Below are 24,212 nucleotides of genomic sequence, written 5' to 3' on the forward strand. Positions count from 1 at the left end.
ATGTGGGCTTTGGTTGGGGTTGCAGGCGCAGCCTGGCCCCGAAAACGCGAAAGGCAACGACCGGAGCCGTTGCCTTTCGGGTACCTGCGTGGGGTGCCTGGCTTCAAGTAGTCTACCGTCCGCCCGCCGCCCCGCCCGCGCTGGCTTTCGGGGCCGTTTGCTGGGCGGCCAGTTGTACGGCGCGGTACAGATTGGCCACGCCGCCGGTGCTGGAAAGCGTGGTGAAGTCCACGGTTTTCTTGTCGTCGGGCTTAGGTACGCTGGTATGCTGCGGCATGGCCGACTCCCGGATGATGCGCTTCAGATCGGCGGCCGTGAGCTGGGGGAAGTACGACTTGAGCACTGCCGCCATGCCCGCCACGGCCGGCGCGGCCATGCTGGTGCCGCTTTCGTTGCCGTATTTGCTGCCGGGCATCGTGGAATAAATGCCCACACCGGGCGCAAAAACGTCGACTTTCTGGCCAAAGTTGGAGAAGTTGGCCGTCAGCTGCGCGTCGTTGGTGCTGCCCGAGGCGCCGATGGTCAGGAAGTTGGCGTAGGCAGTGCCTTTCAGCGGCACCGGGGCGGGGTAGTGGGTGTGCACATCAATGTTCTTCGACTCGTTGCCGGCCGCGTGCACCAGCAGCACGCCCTTGACCTCGGCATAGCGGATGGCCGCCTCTACGGCCGCACGCTGGGGCGAGTAGTACTTGCCGAAGCTCATGTTGATAATGCTGGCTCCGTTGTCCACGGCGTAGCGGATGGCGTTGGCCACGTCCTTGTCGTACTCGTCACCGTTGGGCACGGCCCGCACGCCCATGATGCGCACCAGCGGCCCGGCCACGCCCTGCACGCCCAGCGCGTTGTCGCGGTCGGCGGCAATGATGCCGGCTACGTGCGTGCCATGCAGCGCGTCGGGGCCGGTGATGTCGGGGTTGCCGTAGCTGTGGTCCTGCACGTTGTCCACGTCGTCGCCGATGAGGGCGCGAGGGTTGAACTTAGGGTTCAGCGAGTAATCGAGGTGCTTTTTGGTTTCCACGGTGGCGGTTTTCACCTGCTCCACCACGGCATCCATATCCGGCAGGCCCGAAGATTTCAGGTTCTCATACAGCTGCGAGGTGAGGGCCAGCAGCTGCGGGTTGGTATCGGCGCCGGGCGGGCGGCGCAGGATGGCGGTATCCACTTTGGCCACGCCCAACGCCTGTTTCAGCTGCTCATTGATGCCCGCCAGCTGCCCGGCCAGCGGGGCCAACTGCATGTACTGCTCGTTTTCGTCCTTCAACTTGGCGGCATATTCCTTTTTTACTTTCTGGTAGAGGTCGAATTCAGCGCGCTTGGCCGCGGGCAGCGCCTCGCGCTTTTTGCCCTCATACAGCGGCTTGAGCTTCACCAGCAAGCGGGTTTCCTCATACAGCTCCACGTCGATGTTTTCGCCCTTGCCGTTGCCCAGAAAGTTCCAGCCGCGCACGTCGTCCACGTAGCCGTTCTTGTCGTCGTCGAGGCCGTTGCCGGGAATCTCGCCGGGGTTTTTCCACAGCACGCGCTTCAGGTCTTCGTGGGTCGTATCCACGCCGGCATCAATCACGGCCACGATGACGGGCGTGGGAATGCGGCCTTTCAGCAGCTCGTCGTAGGTGCGCTGGGTGCTGAGGCCCATTACCTTGTCCTTTTGGGAGTCGAGGTTGGTCCACTGCACCACCCGGGGGGCGGGCGTGGGGGTATTTACGCTTTGGGCCACGGTGGCGGCGGGCAGCAGGGCCACGCCCAGCAGGGCCAGAAACGGCCGGGGAAATACGCTCATGCGGAGATAGTCGGGAGGAAAAATAAAGCGGAAGATAGCCCACAGACGCGAACCGGCCGAAACCGTTGCCCCGCCCGCTGGTTGGTGGCCCTCAAACCGTGCGCGGCGGGCTATATGTTCCCAGATGGATGGAGATTTGGGTCTCGTCCGCTTCGTCTGTCATCCTGAGTAAAGCGAAGGACCTCTACCGCGCCATCTGTCATCCTGAGCCTGCGAAGGACCTTCCTCTTCGCCGGTACAAAGCCTTTTAAAATGAGCAAAGCCCTTTACTGTCCGCCTGGTAAAGGGCTTTGTGCGTTGAGAGGAGTTTTGCAGTAGCCGAAGAGGAAGGACCTTCGCAGGCTCAGGATGACAGACGATTTACCCGCTTACCTTTACATTCCCCGTTCTTCCCCACTTCCTGCCGAATGCCCTTCCCCCGCGCTGCCCGCCTCTGCCTGACGCTGTTTCTTGCTTCTTGCTCCTTGCTCATTGCAAACGCCCAGGCCCCCAAAACCTACACATCCTCCGAAATCCTGCTGGGCCTCAAAAAGCTCAACGTGCTGGGCTCGGTGCTCTACATTGCCGCCCACCCCGACGACGAAAACACCCGCCTGATTGCCTACCTCGCCAACGGCCGCCTCGTGGAAACCGGCTACCTGAGCTGCACCCGCGGCGACGGCGGCCAGAACCTCATCGGCCCCGAGTTGCGCGAGCAGCTCGGCGTCATCCGCACCCAAGAGCTGCTGGCGGCCCGCCGCATCGACGGCGGCCGGCAGTTTTTCACCCGCGCCAACGACTTCGGCTTCTCCAAAACTCCGGAGGAAACCTTCACCATCTGGGACAAGGAGCAGGTGCTGGCCGATATGGTCTGGGTGATCCGCCAGCGCCGCCCCGACGTGCTCATCACCCGCTTCCCGCCCGACGCCCGCGCCGGCCACGGCCACCACACCGCCAGCGCCATGCTGGCCGCTGAAGCCTTCGACGCCGCCGGCGACCCCAAGCGCTTCCCCGAGCAGCTCCAGTACGTGCAGCCCTGGCAGCCCAAGCGCCTGCTCTGGAACACCGGCAGCTTCTTCGTGAAATCCGGGGAAGATATGAGCGGCTATCTCAAGCTCGATGCCGGCGGCTACAACCCGCTGCTGGGCCAGAGCTACGGCGAAATTGCGGCCCGCAGCCGCTCCCAGCACAAAAGCCAGGGCTTCGGTTCGGCCGCCACGCGCGGCGAGGCGCTGGAATATTTCCAGCTAGTGAAAGGGGAGAAGGTCGCTGCCGACTTGTTCGAGGGCGTGGATATGACCTGGAACCGCGTGCCCGGCGGCGCGGTTGTGGGCAAGCTGGTGGATGAGGTGATTCGGAAGTATGATGCGAGCAACCCAAGTGCGAGCGTAGCGGGGCTGCTAAAGGTGCGGACTATTATCGATAGGTGGAGAGTAGACTTGGAGGATAAAACAGCTCCTGTTAAAGAGCCTGAGCTAAGAACCTCAGATCAAATTGATGCTGAATACTGGGACGAAGATTCTGTTGTGCCAGGAGGACCAAAATCAAGAACTCCAACGCTGTCGGAAGCCGAAATCATCTTTTGGAAAAATGAAAAACTAAGCCAGATTGAACTGCTTATTCAGGCCTGCCTGGGCCTGTATCTGGAAGCAACAACCAATGCTCCAACAATGGCACCAGGGCAGCCTATTGGAATAACGGTACAAGGCGTTAACCGGTCGCCCTTGCAAGTGGCAGTGGGGCCAATGACTGCGTTGGGATTCAGGGAGGAAAAGGACACCACTTGGCTGGTAATGCCTAACAAGACATTTTCGTACTCTTTTACCCCAAAACTACCCAGTAAAGTTGAGGTGACGCAGCCATATTGGCTGCTTGAGCCAGGCACTGTGGGTATGTATAAAGTGCCAAACCGGATTATAGTTGGCCAAGCACGCTACAGCGAACCTGTTTTTATCCGGTTCCGGAATTTGATAGGCACGCCCACCAATCCCCGTGCTCCATTGCTTTCTGTGATGTTATCAGTAAAAAACGAACCGGGGAATGGTGGTGGCTTTTTTTCGGTAGAAATCCCCGTCCAATACAAAAGCACCGACCCGGTAGAAGGGGAGAAATACCGCCCGCTCACTATCGTGCCGCCCGTGGCCGTGAACATCGGCGGCCACGCCTACGTCTTCGCCGACAACCAGCCCAAAACCGTCCCCGTCACGCTGCGGGCCGGCAAGGCGGGGGTGAAGGGCTCCGTGGCCCTGGCGCTGCCCGCCGGCTGGCTGGCCGAGCCAGCCAGTATTCCCTTCGAGCTGGCCGCCAAGGACGCGGAAGAAACCGTGCAGTTTCGGGTGCATCCCGGCCCCGGCGCGGCGGCCGGCAAAGCCGATCTGCGGGCCACCGCCACCGTAGACGGCCAGCCGTATTCGCGCGGCTATCAGGTGATTCAGTACAACCACATTCCGACCCAAACCCTATTCCCCGAGGCCGTGGCCCCGCTGGTGAAGCTGGATCTGCGGCGCAAGGGCCAGCAGGTGGGCTACCTCATGGGCGCCGGCGACGACGTGCCCGATGCCCTGCGCCAACTCGGCTACTCCGTCACGCTGCTCAAAACCGACGACCTGACCCCCGATAACCTGCGCCGCTTCGACGCGGTGGTGCTCGGCATCCGGGCCTACAACACCCTCGACCGCCTCAAAACCCAGCAGCCCAACCTGCTGAAGTATGTCGAAAACGGCGGCAACCTCATCGTGCAGTACACCGTGAACCGCGGCACCGTGCTGCCCGAAATCGGGCCGTACCCTATGAAGTTGAGCACCGACCGGGTGACGGTGGAAAATGCGCCTGTCACCTTCCTCAAGCCTCAGCACCCGCTGCTGAATGTGCCCAACAAGCTAACGGCGCAGGATTTTGAGGGCTGGCAGCAGGAGCAGGGCCTCTACTACCCCAGCCAGTGGGACCCGAAATACCAGACCATCATCAGCAGCCAGGACCCCGGCGAGAAACCCAAGGAAAGCGCCATTCTGGTGGCCGACTACGGCAAGGGCCACTACATCTACACCGGCCTGAGCTTCTTCCGCGAGCTGCCCGCCGGCGTGCCCGGCGCGTACCGCTTGCTCACCAACATGATTTCGCTGGGCAAGTAACAGCGCCCCGGTCTGCTATGCCCCAAGTCCTCACCGCGCCGCCGGCCACCCGCCGCCCTGCCGCCAGTCTGCTCCGCCCGCGCCGGTTTCTGTGGCTCACCGCCGCACTGCTGCCGCTGTGCGCACTGCTCATGCTGCTCCTGGATCAGCCCCTGGCCCGCTTCTGCCACGCGCAGCTACGGGCCGCGGAGCCGTTTTTCAGCGCCTTCACCGCCGCTACGGATAGGGCCTACGAAGTCGGGATGAAGACGCGTCTGCTGCACCTGCCGGCGCTGCTGCTCACGCTGGGGCTGCTCTACGCCGTGGGGCGCTGGCGGCTGAATCAGCCCCGGGCGGCCGTGTTTCTGGTGGTGCTGCTCACGCACCTGGCCAGCGTCGGCACTTCCAACGTGCTCAAGGGCGTGGTGCGCCGGCTGCGGCCGGAAGTGCTTTTCAGTACCGGCTACCCCGATCTGGGCTTTCGCTACCTCCACGCCGCACACGCCGATTCTTTTCCCAGCACCCACACCGCCACGTATTTCAGCCTGTTTGTGCCGCTGGTGCTGGCGTTTCCGCGCCTGCGCGGGCCGCTGCTGGTTTTGCCCGTGCTTATAGGCCTGGGCCGGCTGGTGATGGGGGCGCACTACCTGTCCGATGTGCTGTTTTCCGTCTGGCTGGTGGCGGCGTATACGTGCCTGTTTGGCCAGTTGCTGCGGTGGCCCTGGCTCACGGGCGAGGAAATGCCGGCCGCTTTGGCCAGCTGACGGCAGCTGGTATCTTGTCCTTTCTTCCTTAAAAAATCTTCCCGCCCGTGCCCGCCCTTCCCGAGTCTGAAAAGCCCCCGCTGCTGCCCACCTGGCGGGCCTGGTACGCGCTGGTCCTGGCGGTGCTGGCCGCCGAGTTGGTCTTTTTCACGCTGCTAACCCGCTACTTCGCGTGAGCGGGCTCGATTGGCTGGTGCTGGCCGGCACGCTGCTGTTTATCGTCGGCTACGGCACCTGGCGCACCCGCGGCAGCCGCGACCTGGACGCGTACCTGCTCGGCAACCGCCAGGCGCGCTGGTGGGGCATCGGGCTGAGCATCATTGCCACCCAGGCCTCAGCCATCACCTTCCTCAGCACCCCCGGCCAGGCTTACGACGACGGGATGCGCTTCATTCAGTTCTACTTCGGTTTGCCGCTGGCTATGGTGCTGGTGGCGGCCGTGGCCGTGCCCATCTATCACCGTCTGCGCGTTTTCACGGCCTACGAATACCTCGAAACCCGCTTCGACCGCCGCACCCGCACGTTGGCCTCGCTGCTGTTTCTGGTGCAAAGGGGCCTGAGCAATGGCCTCTCCCTGTATGCGCCCGCGCTGGTGCTGTCGGCCATTCTGGGCTGGAATATCAACCTCACCGTCTGGCTTATTGGTGGGCTTATGATCAGCTACACCGTGGCGGGCGGCACCCGCGCGGTGGCCGTCACGCAGCAGTGGCAGGTGGGCGTTATTTTCGTCGGAATGGTTACGGCGGGCTATCTGCTGGTGCATTATCTGCCCGAGAATATCGGCTTCCGCGAGGCCGTACAGGTGGCCGGCTACCACGGCAAAATGAACCTCGTGGATTTCCACTTCGACCCCCAGGACCGCTACAACGTCTGGACAGGCCTCACCGGCGGCCTGTTTCTGGCCCTCTCGTATTTCGGCACCGACCAGAGCCAGGTGCAGCGCTACCTTTCGGGCCAAAGCATCACCGAAAGCCGCCTGGGCTTGCTCATGAACGGCCTAGTGAAGGTGCCCATGCAGTTCGGTATTCTGCTTATCGGGGCGCTGCTGTTCGTGTTCTACCAGTTCAATCAGCCCCCGCTCACCTTCAACCGCCCGGCCTACCTGCGCGTGGCCCGCAGCACCGAGTTCGGGCCGCGGCTGCGGGCGCTGGAGCAGCGGCAGGCTACCCTGTTCGAAGTGCAGCGGGCCGCCAATACGGAGTTGCTCGAAGCCCTGCGCCAGCCCGAAAGTGCCGCCGCCACTGCCCAGGTAGCCGCCGCTCACACCCATCTGCAGGCCACCCAGGCCGCCACCCGCGGCCTGCACGCCCAGGCCCTTACGCTGCTCCGGCAAGCCTCGCCCGCCACGGAGGTGAAGGACACCGACTACGTTTTTCTCAGCTTCGTGCTGCGCTACATGCCCTCCGGATTGGTGGGCCTGCTCATCGCCGTAGTGCTGAGCGCGGCCATGAGCAGCGCCGCCGCCGGCCTCAACGCCCTGGCCAGCACCACCGTCATCGACCTCTACAAGCCCCGCCGCCCAGACCGCAGCGGCCTACACTACGTGCGCGTGTCGCGCCTCTCGGCCATTGCATGGGGGCTGTTGGGCATCGGTTTCGCCACCTTCGCCGCCCGCCTGGAAAATCTGATTCAGGCCGTGAATATCCTGGGCTCATTGTTCTACGGCACCATTCTGGGGATTTTCGTGGTGGCGTTTTTTATGAAGCGCATCGGCGGGAAGGCCGTTTTTCGGGCTGCCATCGTCACGCAGGCCATCATCTTCGCCCTGTTCTATTTCACCAGCATTGCCTACCTGTGGTACAACATTCTGGGCTGTTTTCTGGTGATGGGAATCGCCTGGGCCCTGTCCTTGCGAGGAGGCACGACGAAGCAATCCGTCCTCTGAAATGTAAAAAGCTCCTTTTCAGCAGAAAGCCCCGACGTAGCGTGTACGTCAGGGCTTTTTAAGTCAACAGAGCTTTTTACATTTCAGAGGACGGATTGCTTCGTCGTGCCTCCTCGCAATGACAGTTACTTAGTCAGCTTTTTGGCTTCCAGCATCAGGTCTTCGTTCATTTTCACGTAGTCGGCGTTTTTGCCTTCCAGGGCCAGCTTCTTCGACTGCTCGGCGGCCGTGGCGGCGCCTTTGTAGTCCTTCATCTTCATCCGGATTTTAGCCTCCGTGTGTACGTTCCAGAACTTGGGGTCCTTCTCGTTGGCCTTCTGAATCCAGGCCAGCGCCTGTTTCGGGTCCTTGTTGTTGTCGAGGTAATACACGGCGGCGGCGGCATAGTCGTTCGGGGTAGCCGCGGTGCCTTTGATGACTTTCTCGTCGATTTGGGCCATCACCTTGGCATCTACTTCGGTGCCGATTTTGAACTTCGCGCCGGTCAGTTCCCACTGCATGTCCACGTTGGCGGTGGCGGGGGTCAGGTCGGAGAAATTGATAGTGAAGGTTTCGGCTTTGTTGCCCAGCTTGTAGGTTTTGGCCGCGATGCGCACCACGTCCTGGTCATCCTTGAAGCCGTCTACGTCAGCGCCCTGCTTGGTGCTTTTGTTCAGCACCACCAGCCATTCGGCCTTGTTCGGGATGGTGTAAATGCCGTATTCGCCGGCTGGCACTTTCTTGCCCTCCAACGTCACGTCGTCGGAGAATTTGATGGTGGTGGTGGCATTAGCGCCCGTGCGCCAGCGCTTGCCGTAGGCCACCAGTGTCTTGTCGCCGAACACGGCCCGGCCCCGGGCACTAGGGCGCGAGTAGGTGATGGTAACATCGGTGAGGCCTACGCGCTGGGTAACGGTGCTTTTGGGGCTGGGCTGGGGCGTACTGATCTGCGCCTCGGCGCTCGAAGCCAGCAGCAGGCCGCTCAGGCCCAGCGTAGCGCCCAGGGCGCGGGAAGTCTTCAGCAAAATCGTCGTCATAAGAAAGGGAAAGGGTGAGGTTAGGTGGGGTAAAAATAGCAAACCCCGCGGTGGGGCGCGGGGTTTGGCGGCAGGAATTAAAAAAGGGCGGTTAAAGTAAGGCAGTGTTGTCTCTGGGCCATTCTTTCCGTTCCGCCAAGAGGTTATACCGGTTGATGCCCTGGCGTTGCAACAGTCCAAGCAGTTCCATTACTGACTTCATCGGCGCATCCTGATCAACCCGCAACATGATATAAGCGGGCTTGCCGAACTCAGCCCGATTTGCCGCCTGTCCGGCCAGCACGTATTCCGTGAGTTGGTCATTGCCGGAAGTTGCCGAAATACCTGCGGTCATTTGCTGCCGCTGCGCGGTGGAAGCTGACAACCAAGTCGGTAGCTGTTCAATGCTCAGATTGAGGTACGCCAGTTGCCCAAGCTGCTGCCGCTGCGCCGCTGTGAACCTAACCTGATGGCCGCGAGCTACTTCCAGAATCATGGCAGTCTGCACGACTGAGTCGCTGGTCGCAAGGTAAGCCCGACCCTGGGCATCCATGGAAATAATGATGCTATGATTTTCTGGCAGGCGGCCCGGCGTAGTGAATACTTGGGGCAACTTCAGGTAAGGACCTGGCTCTTCACCCATCAGCTTGGGTTTAGTAGCCATCATATAAAACATAACCAGCAGCAACACTACGCTCGCCATGATGTCCATACCCTGCGGGCTGCTAAAGCGGCGGGAGCGGAACCAGGTTGGGCGGGGAATGTGAGGTGAGGGCAGCATAACGATAAAAGCTAAGTAGTTAAGAAGCTGTTTGCGTTGCTTTTTTAGGCTTTTGAGACGTGTAGAGACGCATAGTTGCGTCTCGTCGGCCGCGCCGGCCCAACGATTGTCGTTCAACGACGAGACGCAACTATGCGTCTCTACACTATACCGTTTTGACACCTCTTCCGCCAACTCAAACAGCTTCTAAGGAAGGTAACGATTAGGAACAAAAAAGGGCGAAGCACATTGCTTCGCCCTTTCCTTGTCATAAAGCTACTAGCCCTAGCTCAGCTCAAACTGCAGCTTGAGCAGCTTGGCATAAATGCCGTTGTCGCTGTTGCTCAGCTCGTCGTGCGTGCCCTGCTCCACGATGCGGCCGCCGTCGATAACCAGGATCTTGTCCACCTTGCGGATGGTGCTCAGGCGGTGGGCGATGATGATGCTGGTGCGGTTCTGCATCAGCTCGTCCATGGCGCCCTGCACCAGCTTTTCGCTCTCCGAGTCGAGGGCGGAGGTGGCTTCGTCGAGGATCAGGATGGCGGGGTTTTTCAAGATGGCGCGGGCAATGGCCACGCGCTGGCGCTGGCCGCCGGAGAGCTTCACGCCCCGCTCGCCCACCAGCGTATCCAGGCCCTCGGGGAAGGTGGAAATGAACTGCCAGGCATTGGCTTTGCGGGCCGCCGCCGTGATTTCCTCGTCGGTCGCGTCGGTCTTGCCATAGGCGATGTTCTCCCGGATCGAGCCGCCAAACAGCAGCGTTTCCTGGGGCACGATGCCGATGTGGCGGCGCAGCTCGGTGAGGTCGAACTGGCGCACGTCGCGGCCGTCGATGAGGATTTTGCCGCCGGTCAGCTCATAAAACTGCATCAGTAGCTGCACAATCGTGCTTTTGCCCGCGCCCGAGGGGCCCACCAGCGCAATCTTTTCGCCGGCCTGAATGTCGAAGGAAATATCCTGGAGCACCGGCAGATCGGGCCGCGTGGGGTAGCTGAATGCCACGTGGCGGTAGTCGATGTCGCCGCGCACCTGCAGGGGCGCGAGGCTGGCCGGGCGCGGCTGGTGGGTGGGCTCCGAAGGCTCATCCAGAATTTCCAGAATCCGCTCCGATGCGCCCAGCGTGCTTTGCACTTTGCCGTACAGCTCGCCCAAACCGCCCACCGAGGCCCCGATGAAAATAGTGTAGAGCGCAAATGAGGTCAAATCCCCAATGGTCATCTGGCCCGCCGAAACCAGCGTGGCCGCCCGCCACAGCACCAGAATGATGCCGCCGAACAGCCCGATAATCACGAACGACACGAAGCCGCCGCGGTAGAGGTTGCTGCGCAGCGCGGCCTGCACGGTGCGCGTCAGGGAAGTGCCGTAGCGGCGGGTTTCAAACTGCTCGTTGGTGAAAGCCTTCACCGTATTGATGCCCTGCAAGGTCTCCTCCACAATGACGTTGGTTTTGGCCAGCTCGTCCTGGGTGGCCTTGGCCAGCACCCGGATTTTGCGCCCAAACACCATCGCCAGCACCACAATGGGCGGGAAGGTGAGCAGCATAAACAACGACAGCTTCACCGACACGAGCATGATGAACGTGATGCCCACCACCAGCGTCATCACCTGCCGAAACAGCTCGGCCAGGGTGAGCGAAAACGAGTCCTGAATCATGCCCACATCGGAGGTGATGCGGGAGGTGATGGCCCCGACGCGGTTTTTCTCAAAGTACGGAATCGGCAGGCTCACGAATTTGGCGTAGAGCGCCTGCCGGATGTCGCGCACCGTAAACTCGCTGACCTGGGTGAAAAACCAGATTCGGCCAAAGGAAAACAAACCCTGAAACAGAATGACCACAAACAGGCTGAGGGCAATCTGATTGATGGTGAACGGCATGCCGTTCGGCAGCACAAACGGCCGGCCGTTGGCCGCGTCGGTGAGCTTGCCGATAATCCAGGGGAAGGCCATGACGGTGGCGCTGGACAAGGCCAGCAGCACCATGCCTACAATAAATTTGCCCCGATACGGCAGCACGTAGCGGAAAATCCGCAGGCCCTGGCGGAAGCTTTCCTTCGTCAGTTTCTTCTTGGGCACGTCCGGGTCAAGGGTCGTGCCGCTGGTATTCATTCCACTTCTGGCCATTCGTTTTTGAGGAGCTGGGAGCTAGGAGTCAGGAGCTGGGAGCCGGGAGCAGCAGACAATGAGCCCTTTTGCTCCTAACTCCCAGCTCCTGACTCCTAGCTCCTCCGTTATTCAAACTTCACTTTCGTCTTCGATTTCTCTACCTGTAAGTTCGTGCTGTTGCCGAACGGCACCGGCAGCTGCACCTGAATGGCCACGGGCTGGCCCTTGCGGGTGGCGGGCTGCCAGGCCGGCATCAGGGCCAGCACGCGCAGGGCTTCCGCGTCGCACTCGGGGCTGAGGCTGGTGGCTATTGTTGGGTTGGTCACGCGGCCGTCGGTTTCGATGGTGAAGCGCGTCAGCACGTTGCCCATTACCTTTTTGACGCGCGCGGCCTCCGGATACTTTACCTGCTGCTGAAAAAACGCGCTCAGGGCCGTGGCACCGCCCGGAAACTGCGGCGGCACGTCGGGGCGGTTGGCGGCGGGGCGGGCCTGGGCCTGCATGCGTCCGGGCTTCAGCACCACGGGCGCTTTGGCGGGCGTGGGCTGCTGGGCCTGGGCGGCAGCCGCCAGCCCGACGGCCCACAAAAGGAAGAACAGATGTTTCACGGACAAAGAAAAAACGGTGTTGCGCGGCGGCACTACGAACGCGCAAAGGTACGCACGGAAACCCGCGCCTACGGCCTTTGTCCTAACAATCAGATTTAGGCAGGGTTCAATTCGAAATTGCGGGCCCGGGAAATAGCCAGTAGCCCCATAAACGTGAGCAACCCGTTTAAAATCAAAATCTCAAAGCCGAACTCGTATCCCCACCAGCTCTTGGAGTTGACGTTGATGAAGTACGTCAGCAGCGGGGCGGCCACGCAGACGTAGGGCACCAGCCGGTCGTGCACGCCGCGCTTGAGAAACAGGCCGAACGAGTACAGCCCCAGCAGCGGCCCGTAGGTGTAGCCGGCCGCTTTGAACACAGCCGTAATCACGCTCTGGTCGTTGATGGCCTTGAAAATCAGAATGATAATGATAAGCACAATGGAAAAAGCAAAGTGCGTGAGGCGGCGCATGGAGCCCTGCTGCTTCTCGGGGTAGCGGCTGATGCCCAGAAAATCGACGCAAAACGAGGTGGTCAGGGCCGTGAGGGCCGAGTCGGCGGAGGCGTAGGTGACGGCAATGATGCCCAGGATGAACACGATGCCGGCAAAGAGCGTAAAATGCCCGGTGGCCAGCAGCGGAAACACGTTGTCGCCGATGACTTTGCCGGTAGGCCCTACTGGCAGCGCAATGCCTTTGGCGGCGGCATATTTGTAGAGCAGCACGCCCAGCGTGAGGAAAAAGATGTTCACGAACACCAGCACAATGGTGAACCAGAACATGTTTTTCTGCGCGTCGCCGAGGTTGCGGCAGCTCAGGTTCTTCTGCATCAGGTCCTGATCCAGGCCGGTCATGACGATGGTGATGAAGGCCCCGGAGGCAAACTGCTTCCAGAAAAACTTATCGTCGCGTAGGTCAGAAAAGTAGATGCGCGACATCTCCGAGTTCTTCACCGTGGCTACCATTTCGCGGAAACCCAGGTTCAACTCGCTGGAAATTAGGTAGATGCTTACGCCCACGCACACCAGCATGGCCATGGTCTGGAAAGCGTCGGTCCACAGAATAGTTTTCAGCCCGCCGCGGAACGTGTAGAGGTAAATCAGCAGAATGCTGACTGTGACGGTGACGGCAAACGGCACGCCCATGGCATCGAACACGGCCAATTGCAGCACGCCCGCCACCAGAAACAGCCGGAACGAAGCCCCGATAGCGCGTGAGAGCAGGAAGAAAAACGCGCCCGTTTTGTAGCTCCAGAACCCGAACCGCTGCTCCAGATAGGTGTAAATACTCACCAGCCGCAGCCGGTAGTACATGGGCATAAGCACGGTGCCGATAACGAGGTAGCCCACCACGTAGCCCGCCACCACGGCCATGTAGCTCCAGCTTTGCGAAGCCACCATGCCCGGCACCGAAATAAACGTGACGCCCGACAGCGAGGTGCCAATCATGGCAAACGCCACCATGTACCAGGGCGCGTTGCGGTTGGCCACAAAAAACGACTCACTCGTGGCTTTGCGCGAGGTGAGCAAGGCAATGATGATCAGAATAACGAAATAGCCCGCAATCAGGCTCAGAATCAGGGTGGGGGACATTCGGGGGAAGGTTGAATGTTTAATGTTGAGGGTTGAATGCTCACCGTTTCGGCGAAGGCAGCACCGTTGGCAGCAGGCAGCGCTAGGGGAAACGGGAAGTCAAAGCTAACCCTCCATTCAACATTAAACCCTCAACATTCAACATTTCCGCCTACTCCCATTCCGGCCAGCGCAGCACCTCACCCACGGCGGGCGCGTGCAGCTCGCCGCGCAGCATGCCGCCGGCCGCAATTTCCTGCAAAGTGCGCAGCGGCTCCGAGGCCGGCTCGTCGCTTAGGTCGAAGGTGCCGTGGTGCATGGGCACCAAGTGGCCGGCCCGCAGCACGTTGGCGGCCTTGGCGGCCTCGTGGGGGTTGGTGTGGCTGCCCTGCATCATAAAGGCTGGTTTGTAGGCCCCAATGCCTAGCAGCGCAATATCCAGGGGGCCAAACTGCCGCTCAATTTCCTCGAAATGGCCGGCGTAGGAAGAGTCGGCGCCGAAGTAGATGAGCTTGTCCTGGGCCCGGATGAGGAAGCTGCCCCAGAGCACTTTGTTCATATCCAGGAGGCCGCGGCGATACCAGTGCGAGGCGGGCAGGTACTGGATTTCGAGCGGTGCAGCGTGGTGCAAGTCGTACTGCTGCCACCAGCCGGCTTCCTGCACGGTCAGGCCGGGCGCCATGCCGCGCAGCACTGCCGCCATGCCCAGGCCCGTGAGCACCTGCATAGTAGGGTTCTGGCGGGCCAGCAGCTTCAGGGAAGCCTCGTCGAGATGGTCGCGGTGGCCGTGGCTGAGCAGCAGCAGGTCGATGTTGGTCAGGGCCTCGGGGCGGCAGGGCAGCGGGTGGCGGCGCTTCAGAAACGCGGAATCGAACAGAATCGGGTCGAAGAGCAGCGTGACGCCGCCCGAGCGCAGCACGAACGAGGCGTGCCCCAGCCACACCAAGCCGTCCTGGTCGCCCTGCAGAAACGCGGTGCAGTCCACTACTTCTGGCACCCAGGTATCAGCTTTCTTCTCTTCTTTCTGCGGATTTTCAGTCAGGAATTTCCAGCGGAATACATTGCTGAAATCCGGATTGTAGAGTTCTTCGCCGTTGGCAAACTGGCGGCCGAATAGCTTATTGCCGGGGTAGTTGGGCTTTACGGTGCGGAGCTGCTCGTTGCGGGCGTAGGTGATGGAGGACATGAAGGAATTAAAAATTGAGAATTAAGAATTAAAAATCATACAATGGAACCCCTGCCTGACCTGTCCCAGCGGCAACGGAATTGAAATCAGTCCGGCCATTCTTAATTTTTAATTCTCAATTTTTAATTCTTAAAAAGGCCCAACCGAAAACGGCGAGTAGCCCGGCGCGGCCCCGTTGGAAACCCGCACACCGCCCGACAGCGTCATGTGCTCCGAAACCTTGAAATCGGCCCGCATATTCACGCCCGAGCCCTGAGTGCCGAAGCCTGAATACCGGCTTACTCCGTTCCCAAAAGCATTCGGGGTCAGATCCTTCCAGGCCGAGCCCACCAGCGCCACCCGCGGCGACAAGGCGTAGGCCCCGCCTGCCTGCACCACGTAGCGGTTCAGGCTCGTGGTGCCCAGCGTGCGGCGCGCCTCGGGCGTAACCATCCCGATACCCGGCACGATGTGCATATACGTAAGTCCCGCAAACACTGAAAACCGCCGCGTGAGCTGGTAGGAGGCCAGCGGCGTGAGGTAGGACGCCGACCCAAACCGCCCCGCCGTAACGAACCCCGCGCTCATGCTGTACGACACGCGCGGCGCGGCAACGCCCAGCGCCGGAGCCGCACCCACGGGCGGGGCAGCAGTAGGCAGCGCGGTGGTTTGGGCCGAAGCAGTTTCGCTCAGCACGGCCAGCAGGCAAGTCAGACCAATCGTAGCTCGTAGCATAACCAGGAAGGAAAAAAGGCGGGCGTTTCGTCTGCCAAGATACGCAACGCCGCCGCAAGCCGGTGGGTGCCGGCGCAGAAAGAAATCAGCCTGCTTCGGAAGCTGTGCTGGTGCGCAGCCCGCGCCGCGCCTGCCACGCCACCGCCGCCAGACACAGCGCAAACCACCCAAACGGCAGCCGCAGATCCAGCACCGACAGGCCCCCGAAAATAAGGGTGGTGGCGAAGCTGGCCAGGCCCTGCAACGCCTGGTTCAGCCCGAAAATCTCGCCCCGGTCCTCGTCGGTGGTGCGCTGGGCCAGCAGCCCTTCCAGCAGCCCCTGAATCAGCGACAGACTTAGGCAGTCGAGTACCGTGAGGATACCCAGCGCTACCCACGAGGTGCCCACCAGCCCGTAGCCGGCCAGCACCGGCACGCCCGCCAGCGCCAGCCAGAAGATGGCGTTGCGCTGGTTGAGGCGGTCGGCAAAGTACGTGTAGAACACGTAGTTGATGCCGATGCTGAGCGAGCCGAAAAACATGAAATAGTACGACAGCTGGCGGGCATCCAGCCGTAGCGGGCCCAGGCTGGCGAAAGCCACGAAGTAGAAATAATAGCCCGTACTCATCGTGAGGGCCACTTGCATCAATACAATGGTGCGCAGCCCGCGGCGGGGCGTGTCTTTGGTAGCGAGGCGCTGCCAGAGCGTGAAGACGTTGAGCGCCCGGCTCAGCTCGGCGCGCAGCTCGGCCCCGCGCACGCCGTTGCGCTGCTGGTGGGTTTCGCGCAATAGCAGGCTCAGGGCCACGTTCAGGGCCGCCAGCGCCACGGCCATGCCCACAATGTAGTGCGCCTGCCGGCCCGGCGGCACCGCCAGCACCGTGAGCAGCACGCCCGTGGCCATTGGTCCCAGCACGAAGCCCAGCGAGATGATGGCCCCCTCAATGCCCAGGTTTTTGAACAGTTGGTCTTGGGGCGAAATATCGGTGATGGCCGAGCGGATGGTGGCGTACATGCCGTTGGTGAGGCCGTCGGAGAGACGGTTGGCAAACAGGTAAGCGGCCCGCACTGGCAGCAGCAGCACGTTGGCCAGGAGCGTGCCCACGGCCGCCACAATCAGGATAGGCCGCCGCCCGTAGCCATCCGAGAGCCGCCCCAGCACCGGGGCCGAAAACAGCTGCACTCCCAAAAATAGCCCCGTGGCCCCCGACAGCCACAGCTGCGGCTGCGGGAGCCCGCGCACAAACTCGGGCATGCTCGGCCCGATAGCTGCCCCGATGATGACATCGAGCAGAATGATGGTGTAAATCAGCAGCAGGCGACGGTCGGAGGGCATAACCGGACGAAGATAGGCGGGTTTGGGAAGTCGGCCGCGCCACAGACTTTCGGGGGCAAACTGAACAATTGGGCCCGCCTGTGGGTCCTTGCTGCACCACGCCCGCTTTCCCCGCCCTTTCATGCGCCACTTTACCGCCGCCGATATCCAGAATTTTGAGCGCGTCTACCGCCTCAACCTCGTCAATGGCCTGCCCGGCTTCAAGCCCGCCAACCTCATCGGCACCGCCGCCCCCGACGGTGGTCCCACCAACCTGGCCATCTTCAGCTCGGCGCTGCACCTGGGCTCCGACCCGCCGCTGCTGGGCCTCGTCACGCGACCTACCACCGTGCCCCGCCACACCTACCAAAACCTGAAAAGCACGGGCTGCTACACCCTGAACCAAGTGCCGCTCACGCGGGCCGCCGCCGCCCACCGCACTTCCGCCAACTTCCCGCCCGACGTGTCGGAGTTTGAAGCATGCGGCTTCACGGCCGTATACCGCGACGGTTTCGCGGCCCCCTACGTGGCCGAAAGCCCGCTCAGCATCGGCCTGCGGCTGCGCGAAGAGCTGCCCATTTCCAACGGCACCGTGCTATTGGTGGGGGCTGTGGAGCACGTATATCTGCACGACGAAGCCCTGCGCCCCGACGGCACCCTGGAGCTAGCCGCCCTGGGCACCGCCTGCATCTCGGGCCTCGACGGCTACCACGAAGTGCTGCCGCCCGTCCGCTTCGGCCCCGCCCAGGTAGAGCGAAAATGAGCCCCCTGTCATTGCGAGGACGAAGGACGAAGCAATCCGTCCTCTGAAATGTGCCCAACTCCTTTTCAGCACAAAGCCCTGACGTAACGCATACGTCAGGGCTTTTCTGTTTACAAAGCTCAGTTCATTATCCAGGACGGATTGCTTCGTCCTTCGTCCTCGCAATGACAGGGGCTTTTACTTCGCCTTGCCGTCCAGCCACTCGGCCCGAAACTTCCGCATGGCCTTCGTCACGGGCTTTTTTGCCGCTTCGTAGGGTACTACTTCCAGCGTGGGGTCTTCGGCCAGTGTTACCTGGGCAGTGCGCAGGCCGGCGCGGGTGCGGTAGTCCACGGCCAGCACGTCGCCGGGCTTGTGCGTGGCCAGAATATCGGTCAGGGTTTTGGCGCTCACCAGACGCTGGCCGTTGATGGCGCGCACCACGTCTTCGCGGTCGAGGCCGGCTTGGTAGAGCGGGCTGCCGATGAGCGTGCCGCCCACGGTGGCGCTGCTGTCGGTGGGGTTGTGGCTGAGGCGGGCCATCAGGCTGGCCTGGCCGGCTTTGGCGCGGCGCACCAGCAGGCCGGCCGGGGCCAGCAGCTCATCAAACCTGGGCAGCTCGTGGCCCGTGATGTGCTGCCGGAAGAAGCTGCCCGCGAAGGCCGTATCGCGGCTCACCTCGCCCAGCACGCGCTGCAGATCGGCCAGCGTGTAGGGCCGGGCGGGGGCGTAGTTCTGCTGGGCCTGGCCGAATTTCTGCCACAAAGCCCGCATGTACGTGTCGAGAGTCGTGTTGTGGCGTTGGCGCAGCATCAGATCCAGGGCCAGCGCATTGGCCCCGCCAATGTAGTAATAAGAGAGGTAGGTGTTCTGGCGGTTGTTGGGGTCGATGGCGGCGGCGGCATCCACGAAGGGGGCCTGCTGGCTCATCTGCACCGGCGAGTAGCGGGCCGCGCCGGGCGCGTTCAGCATGGCATTTACCAACCCGCTCAAGGCTTCCTGGCAGTATTGCTCATCCGTATAAATCCCGGCCCGGCGCAGCAGCAGCTCGCCGTAGTATTGGGTGAAGCCCTCGGCAAACCAGAGCGAGTTGCTCATGTTGGCCCGCTCAAAATCAAACGGCTCCAGGTCGCGGGGGCGCAGCCGCTCCACGTTCCAGCTATGGAAAAACTCGTGCGCCACCGTGCCCAGGTTGTCCAGAGCCCCGGCTCCGCGCAGGGGGCGACTGCTGGTGAGGGAGGTGGAGTTGCGGTGCTCCATGCCGTCGGAGCTGGTCTGGGGCAGGTAGTTGGCCACGAAGGTGTAGCGGCCGAAATCGTACTCGGGCAGCCCGCCGAAAATGGCGGCGGCGGCCTTCACCACTTTCTTGGTCTGGTCAGTGTAGGCATCCAGCTCGGCGGCGGTGCCGTCGTGCAGCACGCTCAGCTCAATGGTGCGGCCCTGTTCCTGCCAGGTGCGCAGCTGCTGCGCGCCCAAGGAGGTAGGGCTGTCCATCAGGTATTGCAGATGGGGAGCGTAGTAGGTGCCCTTGGCGGGGTCGGGGCGCAGCTGGGTAGCCACCTGCCAGCCGGTGGGCAGCTCAAAGCGCACCTCGGCCGGGCGCTGCTCCTGCCCGCGGGCGTAGGCCAGCGTGGCCGGCATGTTCAGGTGCGCGTGCACGGCATCGATGCCAGCGTAAGTGCCGTCGGTCCGGTCGCCAAATAGGGTGTAGGTGAAGCGTACGGTGCCGTCGTGCCCGCTCACGTCCCAGCCGTAGGGGTCGGGCCGGCTGATGGGCAGGGCGCGGCCTTTCGCGTCGGTGGCCTGCACGTCGTACACGTTTTTGGCGAACTCATGCAGGGCGTAGCGGCCCGGCGAGCTGCGGGCCATGCGCACCTGCAAGGGCCCGGCCGGCACCTCGGCAAACACCACCGTGATACGCGCTTCGTGATGAACGGCATTCGGAAACGCCACCGAATACTGCACCGGAGCCTGGGCCAGCGCTTCGGCCGAAAAAAACAAAGAACTGGCGCTAAGCAGCAGCGCCAGGGCACTCGGGAAGGAGGCGGCAATGTTCCGCATGAGGGAGCTGGGAAAGGGCGGGAGATTAGTTGGAAAGGCTTAAAAATAGAGCCTTTCCCGCCGTTCCTATGCTTTAGGCAATTGTTTTTTAACCCTGGCCCGCAGCAGCGGCTGGTCAGGCCGCGTCAAAAACCGTCGCCTCTACCATGCCATGAAAGAAAAGCAGCTGCCGCTGGGGCCGCAGGCCAAACCGCGCCAGCTCGGCATGAATGGGCGGCAGCTGCCGGGCGCTGATACCGGTAGTGAGACGAAAAAAGGCATACATCAGGCGCAGCAGGCCGCGCTGCCACAGGGTTTGGGCCGGGCGAAAATCGGCCAGCAGCAGCGGGGCGTGGGGGCGGCGCACCGCCGCCAGCTGCGCCAGCACCTCCCGCAGCCGCGCGGGGCTGAATAGATCCAGAAAAAAGAAGGTCACGATGGCATCGAAGGACTCGTGCGGGCCCAGCACGGCTTCGGTGCCCAGCCGGAACTCCACCTGCGTGGCGTGGGTGGGGACGCGGCGCAGCAGCGTCTCCCGCGCCTTCACCAGCATCAGCGGCGACGATTCCACGTACAGGATGCGGGCGTTGGGGCGCTGGCGCAGCGCTTCGGGCAGCACCCAGCCCGAACCTCCGCCAATGATAAGCACGTACGGATGGCCCGGCGGCAGGCTTTCCAGGGCTTTGAGCTGCGCCCACTGCAAAGCCCGCCCGAATACCAGCCGGGAAAGCGGATCATAAAATGCCGCCACATGATCAAAACCAGCTTCTGACATACTTCAGCGCGTGCAAGTGACGTAAAAAATCCGTTTTCAGGATTCCGGGGCGGGCCCGGCCGGCTGGCTCCGACAGCAGGAGCAAGAGCAGGAAGTAGTAAAACAACTCCCATGCGCCCGGTATAATTCATTAGTCGACCGCGTAAGATCAGCCATAAACTCCCTATGACCAGTCATCTGCGCCGCCTCACGGCCGGTTTTTTATTGTTCGCCGCCGAATTTGCCGTCACGCTGGCCGTGGGGCTGCTGGGCGTGGCGGGCTTTCTGGCCCTGGGCCGGGCTGTGCTGGCGCAGTCGGCGGCCGCCTTCGATGCCCGCGCTTTTCACTGGGCGCGCCACCTGCTGGGCGAAAATACCGGCGGCTGGGTGCAGGGCGTCACATTTTTGGCCTCACGCAACTGGATTGCCGGGCTGGCGCTGCTCCTGATCGGCTATTTCCTGGTGCTGCGCCGCCACCGCTGGTACTCGCTGCTGGTGCCCGTGGTGGCCCTGGGCAGCATCACGCTGAATCTGCTGCTGAAAAGCACCTACCAGCGCGCCCGGCCGCTGCTGCCGCTGGTGTCGGCCTCGGGGCTGAGCTTCCCCAGCGGCCACGCCATGATCAGCGCCTCGTTCTACGGCCTGCTTATCTACCTGGCCCAGACGCACATCCGGCGGCATCCGGTGCTGCGCCGCGGGCTCACGGCGCTGTTGGTGGTGCTCATTCTGCTCATCGGCCTCACGCGGGTCTATCTGCGCGTGCACTACGCCTCCGATGTGCTGGCCGGCTTCGCGGCCGGGCTGGTGTGGCTGGTGGTGGCCATTCCGCTGCTTCAAAAAATAGAGCAGGCGGTAAAAAGAAGAAGTAGAATTGGGGCGCAATTGCCTGAAAAACAGCCCGAGTAGCGCAGAAAACAAATTTTTCTGGAAATTTTTTCGGCTCAACCTTGCTGAAAAGTAAAAGTGCCCCGTATCTTTGCATCATCAAACAACCCCACCAATAGGGTGAGCGGCGGTTTGATTACGAGTTGCGCTTGTGGCGAAATTGGTAGACGCGCTGTCTTCAGGCGGCAGTTCCGCAAGGTGTGAGAGTTCGAGTCTCTCCGAGCGCACCCAGAAAGCCGGTCCATTTGGACCGGCTTTTTTGTTTTCGGCCCGCCCCGAAACCTGCCCCGCTGCGGCCCGGTAAAAGAAGTAGCGCCGCCTGCGTTTGGCAGGCCAAAGCCCCGGCCCATGAAAACCTTCCTGTCGCGTGTGGTAGACCGTCTGAGCTTCCTGACGGCGGAAGCGGTGGTACTTGTTCTGGTCTTTCTGGGCGCTTTCGCCTCGTTTTTCTACCTCATTCGGGTGGTGTTCGTGGCTCATTCCGTGGCCCTGGATACCTGGGCCTTCCGGCAGCTCGATGCGTTGCGGCAGACCGCGCCGGGCCTCACGGACTGGGTGCAGGGCATCACTTTCTTCGCTTCCGCGCCGTTTCTGTTCGCTACGGCCATCCTGCTGCCGGCCGGCCTGGCGTGGCGCAGGCACCGCCGCGAAGCCCTGGAGGTTTTTCTGGCCATCGTGGGCGCGTCGGCGCTCAATCAGGCGCTCAAAGTGTATTTCCACCGCGTGCGGCCCGAGTCGGCGCTGGTGCAGCAGCTGGGGCTGAGCTTCCCGAGCGGCCATTCCATGATTGGCATGGCGCTCTACGGCTGCCTGGCGTGGCTGCTGTGGCGGCACGGCCGCCACCCGGCCTGGGCCGCGCTGCTGGTGCTGTGGGTCGTCGCCATCGGCCTCACGCGCATCTATCTGCACGTACACTACGCCACCGATGTGCTGGCGGGCTTCGCCGCCGGCCTCGTCTGGCTGATTCTGCTGCGCACGGCGCTACGTATTTGGTGGCGGGAAAAGCAGGTGCTGGAAGCAAGCGAAGAAAAGTAGCGCGCCTTTACCTCTGCATTCAGATAAAATCTTGCTTGTCAGGTACTAAGATTATGGATGCTGCTGGCCGGTCGTGTCGGTCAGCGTCATTAAAAACGCTTTCATATCGGCCATATCCTGCCGGGTCAGGTGGAGCTTGTTGGGGGGAAGGGTCTGGTTAGCTACTGCAATTCCCAGCCCCAGGCCGCCGCCCTGATTGTAGAAGTCCAGCACCTGCTCCAGCGTCCGGTACTGGCCGTTGTGCATGTAGGGGGCCGTGAGGGCTATGTTGCGCAGCGTCGGGGTTTTGAAAGCATGGCGCAGCGGCGGCAGCCGGGTGAGGGCGTAGCGGCCCGGATCGGGGTCGAGGCGGCGGGAGCCGGGGCGCACGGGCACGCCCAGCACCTCGGCCTCCGAGTCCTGGAAAGCGGGCGGCGCGGTGCCGTTGGTGAGGGGCAGAAAGTGGCAGGTGGCGCAGCGGGCCCGCCCCGCATAAAGGTTGAAGCCCCGGATGGCGGCCGGACTGAGCCGGGCTCCGGCCTCGCCGCGCACGTAGCGGTCGAAGGGCGAGTTGAGCCGCAGCAGGCTCCGCTCGTAGGCCGCCAGCGCGTTCTGAATCCGGATGGGGCTCACCAGCGGCTCCGGCGCGGCGGCGGCCTGCGGAAAGGCCCGGCGAAACTGCGCCACGTAGCGCGACTGCCCGGCCAGCCGCCCGGCGGCCCGCTCCAGCGAGCCGTGCATCTCATCGTGGTTGCTGATAACGTCGCCGGCCTGGTTTTCGAGGGTGGGCGCGCGCAGGTCGTAGAACTGGGCGGCCTGCATGCCCGCGTTCAGCAGCGTGGGCGTATTGCGCCGCAGCGTGCCGCCGGTGAGCGTCGCGCTCAGGGCCTGCCCATCGGTGAAGGCGCGACCGGGCTGGTGGCAGGAGGCGCAGGAGCGGCCGCCACCACCGCTCAGCACCGGGTCGTGAAACAGCTGCCGGCCCAGAGCTACCTTGGCCGGGTTGGTGAACCACTGGCGGTTGCTGGTGTAAAAATCGGGATTGAAGGCCTCGGCATCGAACAGCGTAGCCGCTTCGGGCCGGAAAGGCCGCAGCTCGCCAGCAAACGGGCTGATACCCAACTGCCGCTGCCGGGCCAGCAGCGCCCGACCCAGCGGGTTGGCGTGCCGGCGCACGAAGTCCATGCGGTCGAACTGCGCGAAGTCGGGGGGGTGGCGCAACGCCCGGCGGGCCGCCCGCAGTTGTCCCCAAAGCCCGGCCTCGGGCTCCAGGTACAGCCGCAGGGGCGCTTCCAGGGCCGCCAGCGTGGCTTCGGCTTCGGGCAGGGTAGCGGCGGGGCTCAGGGGCGTATCGAACCCCGTGATGCCCAGCGCCACCACCCGAAATACCTGCTGGCGCAGGGCATCGAATACGTGCGCGTCGGTGAATTCCTGCTCCTGCCAGAGCAGCTGCAGCGCCCGCACCTGCCGGCGCAGCCGCACCACCTGCCGCAGCAGCTCGCGGCGGCTGGCCGTATCAGCGGCGACCGGGGCCGGCTCGGGATAGAGCAGGGGCTCGATAACCTGCAGGCCCGCAGCCTCAAACATTTTGGTCTCTTCGGCTTCCACTTCCGGCACCGGTGCCCCGTTTACCAGCCGGCTGGTGGCGGGCATAAAGTATTCGGAAAACGGCTCCACCTGCTTGTAGGCCAGCCGGCAGCGCCGAAAGGCCCGGCGCAATGAGTCGAGCGGCAGGGGGCGTGCGTGCGGCGTGCGGCTGGGCGGCAGCAGTTGGGTGTCAATCAGGGCCAGCAGGTGCGCCAGGTCGCGGCTCACGCGGCGTTTCACCCGCGCCGGGCGCGAGCCGGCCTGTTCCGTGGTCTGGCCGGTGGGAGTGGGGCCGGCCGCGGCGGCCGGCCCATCGGATTGAGGGCCGCAGCCGCTGAGCAGCGGTAGCGTTAGGAGTAGCGGCAGAAGCAGGAACAGAACCAGACGAAGTTTCATGCGGAAAGCGGTCTGCGGGCCAGCGGACCCAGGGCCGGAATGCAAAACAACCTCCTGCCCGGCAGG

At 62.6% G+C, this 24,212-nt stretch carries 19 protein-coding genes and 1 tRNA gene; 8 read left to right on the forward strand and 12 right to left on the reverse strand.

What is annotated here, in order from left to right:
- Positions 1-112 precede the first annotated feature (112 nt).
- The gene (locus tag BUB62_RS16880; RefSeq protein WP_084539161.1) at positions 113-1,780 is read right to left on the reverse strand and encodes a S8 family serine peptidase; all 1,668 of its coding nucleotides are present in this window, start codon (positions 1,778-1,780) and stop codon (positions 113-115) included.
- Between the two features lie 407 nt (positions 1,781-2,187).
- On the opposite strand from BUB62_RS16880, the gene BUB62_RS16885 reads away from it, so the two are divergent.
- Genes BUB62_RS16885 through BUB62_RS16895 form a run of 4 tightly spaced genes read left to right on the forward strand, consistent with a single transcriptional unit; the run spans position 2,188 to position 7,518 of the window.
- Positions 2,188-4,890 (forward strand): PIG-L family deacetylase, encoded by a 2,703-nt coding sequence (locus BUB62_RS16885; RefSeq protein ID WP_073112163.1) that lies wholly within the window; start codon positions 2,188-2,190, stop codon positions 4,888-4,890.
- A 17-nt stretch (positions 4,891-4,907) separates the two neighbouring features.
- Entirely contained in the window at positions 4,908-5,633 is a 726-nt protein-coding gene (locus tag BUB62_RS16890; protein WP_073112165.1) for a phosphatase PAP2 family protein, read from the forward strand.
- A gap of 47 nt (positions 5,634-5,680) precedes the next feature.
- Entirely contained in the window at positions 5,681-5,809 is a 129-nt protein-coding gene (locus BUB62_RS19690; protein WP_262490517.1) for a hypothetical protein, read from the forward strand.
- Positions 5,806-7,518: a sodium:solute symporter family protein gene (locus BUB62_RS16895; RefSeq protein ID WP_073112167.1), complete on the forward strand. Its 1,713-nt coding sequence runs from the start codon at positions 5,806-5,808 to the stop codon at positions 7,516-7,518. Before BUB62_RS19690 ends, BUB62_RS16895 begins: the two co-directional genes overlap by 4 nt.
- A gap of 125 nt (positions 7,519-7,643) precedes the next feature.
- Here the strand turns inward: BUB62_RS16895 and BUB62_RS16900 are convergent, their stop codons facing one another.
- The 8 genes from BUB62_RS16900 to BUB62_RS16935 all read right to left on the reverse strand — a co-directional run bounded on the left by BUB62_RS16900 (position 7,644) and on the right by BUB62_RS16935 (position 16,749).
- Positions 7,644-8,534 carry a DUF2911 domain-containing protein gene (locus BUB62_RS16900; protein ID WP_084539162.1) on the reverse strand — a complete coding sequence of 297 codons (891 nt, stop codon included), beginning with the start codon at positions 8,532-8,534 and terminating at the stop codon, positions 7,644-7,646.
- A gap of 91 nt (positions 8,535-8,625) precedes the next feature.
- A complete protein-coding gene (locus BUB62_RS16905; protein WP_084539163.1) occupies positions 8,626-9,411 on the reverse strand; it encodes an ExbD/TolR family protein in 786 nt (261 codons plus the stop codon).
- Positions 9,412-9,558: 147 nt separating this feature from the next.
- Positions 9,559-11,394, reverse strand: coding sequence for an ABC transporter ATP-binding protein (locus BUB62_RS16910; RefSeq protein WP_073112171.1), 1,836 nt, complete (start codon positions 11,392-11,394; stop codon positions 9,559-9,561).
- A gap of 107 nt (positions 11,395-11,501) precedes the next feature.
- Positions 11,502-11,984: an energy transducer TonB gene (locus tag BUB62_RS16915; protein ID WP_143164245.1), complete on the reverse strand. Its 483-nt coding sequence runs from the start codon at positions 11,982-11,984 to the stop codon at positions 11,502-11,504.
- Positions 11,985-12,079: 95 nt separating this feature from the next.
- Positions 12,080-13,555, reverse strand: coding sequence for a sodium:solute symporter (locus BUB62_RS16920; protein WP_073112174.1), 1,476 nt, complete (start codon positions 13,553-13,555; stop codon positions 12,080-12,082).
- Positions 13,556-13,706: 151 nt separating this feature from the next.
- Positions 13,707-14,720, reverse strand: coding sequence for an MBL fold metallo-hydrolase (locus BUB62_RS16925; RefSeq protein ID WP_073112176.1), 1,014 nt, complete (start codon positions 14,718-14,720; stop codon positions 13,707-13,709).
- A gap of 129 nt (positions 14,721-14,849) precedes the next feature.
- Positions 14,850-15,434, reverse strand: a complete 585-nt coding sequence (locus BUB62_RS16930) for a hypothetical protein (RefSeq protein WP_084539164.1) — start codon at positions 15,432-15,434, stop codon at positions 14,850-14,852.
- An 85-nt stretch (positions 15,435-15,519) separates the two neighbouring features.
- Positions 15,520-16,749, reverse strand: a complete 1,230-nt coding sequence (locus BUB62_RS16935) for an MFS transporter (protein ID WP_073112178.1) — start codon at positions 16,747-16,749, stop codon at positions 15,520-15,522.
- A 121-nt stretch (positions 16,750-16,870) separates the two neighbouring features.
- Between BUB62_RS16935 and BUB62_RS16940 the strand changes: the two genes are divergently transcribed.
- Complete coding sequence (locus BUB62_RS16940) at positions 16,871-17,491, forward strand: flavin reductase family protein (RefSeq protein ID WP_073112382.1); 621 nt, start codon at positions 16,871-16,873, stop codon at positions 17,489-17,491.
- Positions 17,492-17,668: 177 nt separating this feature from the next.
- On the opposite strand, the gene BUB62_RS16945 is transcribed toward BUB62_RS16940, so the two are convergent.
- Together BUB62_RS16945 and BUB62_RS16950 are read right to left on the reverse strand one after the other, a co-directional pair.
- Positions 17,669-19,531 carry a M61 family metallopeptidase gene (locus BUB62_RS16945; protein WP_073112180.1) on the reverse strand — a complete coding sequence of 621 codons (1,863 nt, stop codon included), beginning with the start codon at positions 19,529-19,531 and terminating at the stop codon, positions 17,669-17,671.
- 115 nt (positions 19,532-19,646) lie between these two features.
- A complete protein-coding gene (locus tag BUB62_RS16950; protein ID WP_073112182.1) occupies positions 19,647-20,285 on the reverse strand; it encodes a class I SAM-dependent methyltransferase in 639 nt (212 codons plus the stop codon).
- Positions 20,286-20,450: 165 nt separating this feature from the next.
- Here BUB62_RS16950 and BUB62_RS16955 point away from each other — a divergent pair, with 165 nt between their 5' ends.
- The 3 genes from BUB62_RS16955 (at position 20,451) to BUB62_RS16965 (ending at position 22,184) form a co-directional block, all read left to right on the forward strand.
- Positions 20,451-21,170, forward strand: a complete 720-nt coding sequence (locus BUB62_RS16955) for a phosphatase PAP2 family protein (protein WP_073112184.1) — start codon at positions 20,451-20,453, stop codon at positions 21,168-21,170.
- 124 nt (positions 21,171-21,294) lie between these two features.
- Positions 21,295-21,376: transfer RNA gene (locus BUB62_RS16960), tRNA-Leu, on the forward strand.
- 121 nt (positions 21,377-21,497) lie between these two features.
- Positions 21,498-22,184, forward strand: a complete 687-nt coding sequence (locus BUB62_RS16965; RefSeq protein WP_084539165.1) for a phosphatase PAP2 family protein — start codon at positions 21,498-21,500, stop codon at positions 22,182-22,184.
- 51 nt (positions 22,185-22,235) lie between these two features.
- Here BUB62_RS16965 and BUB62_RS16970 read toward each other — a convergent pair whose 3' ends face one another.
- On the reverse strand, positions 22,236-24,146 hold the full coding sequence (locus BUB62_RS16970; protein WP_073112186.1) for a cytochrome-c peroxidase: 1,911 nt from the start codon (positions 24,144-24,146) through the stop codon (positions 22,236-22,238).
- Positions 24,147-24,212 lie beyond the last annotated feature (66 nt).

The organism is Hymenobacter daecheongensis DSM 21074, assembly GCF_900141805.1.
Lineage (GTDB): Bacteria > Bacteroidota > Bacteroidia > Cytophagales > Hymenobacteraceae > Hymenobacter > Hymenobacter daecheongensis.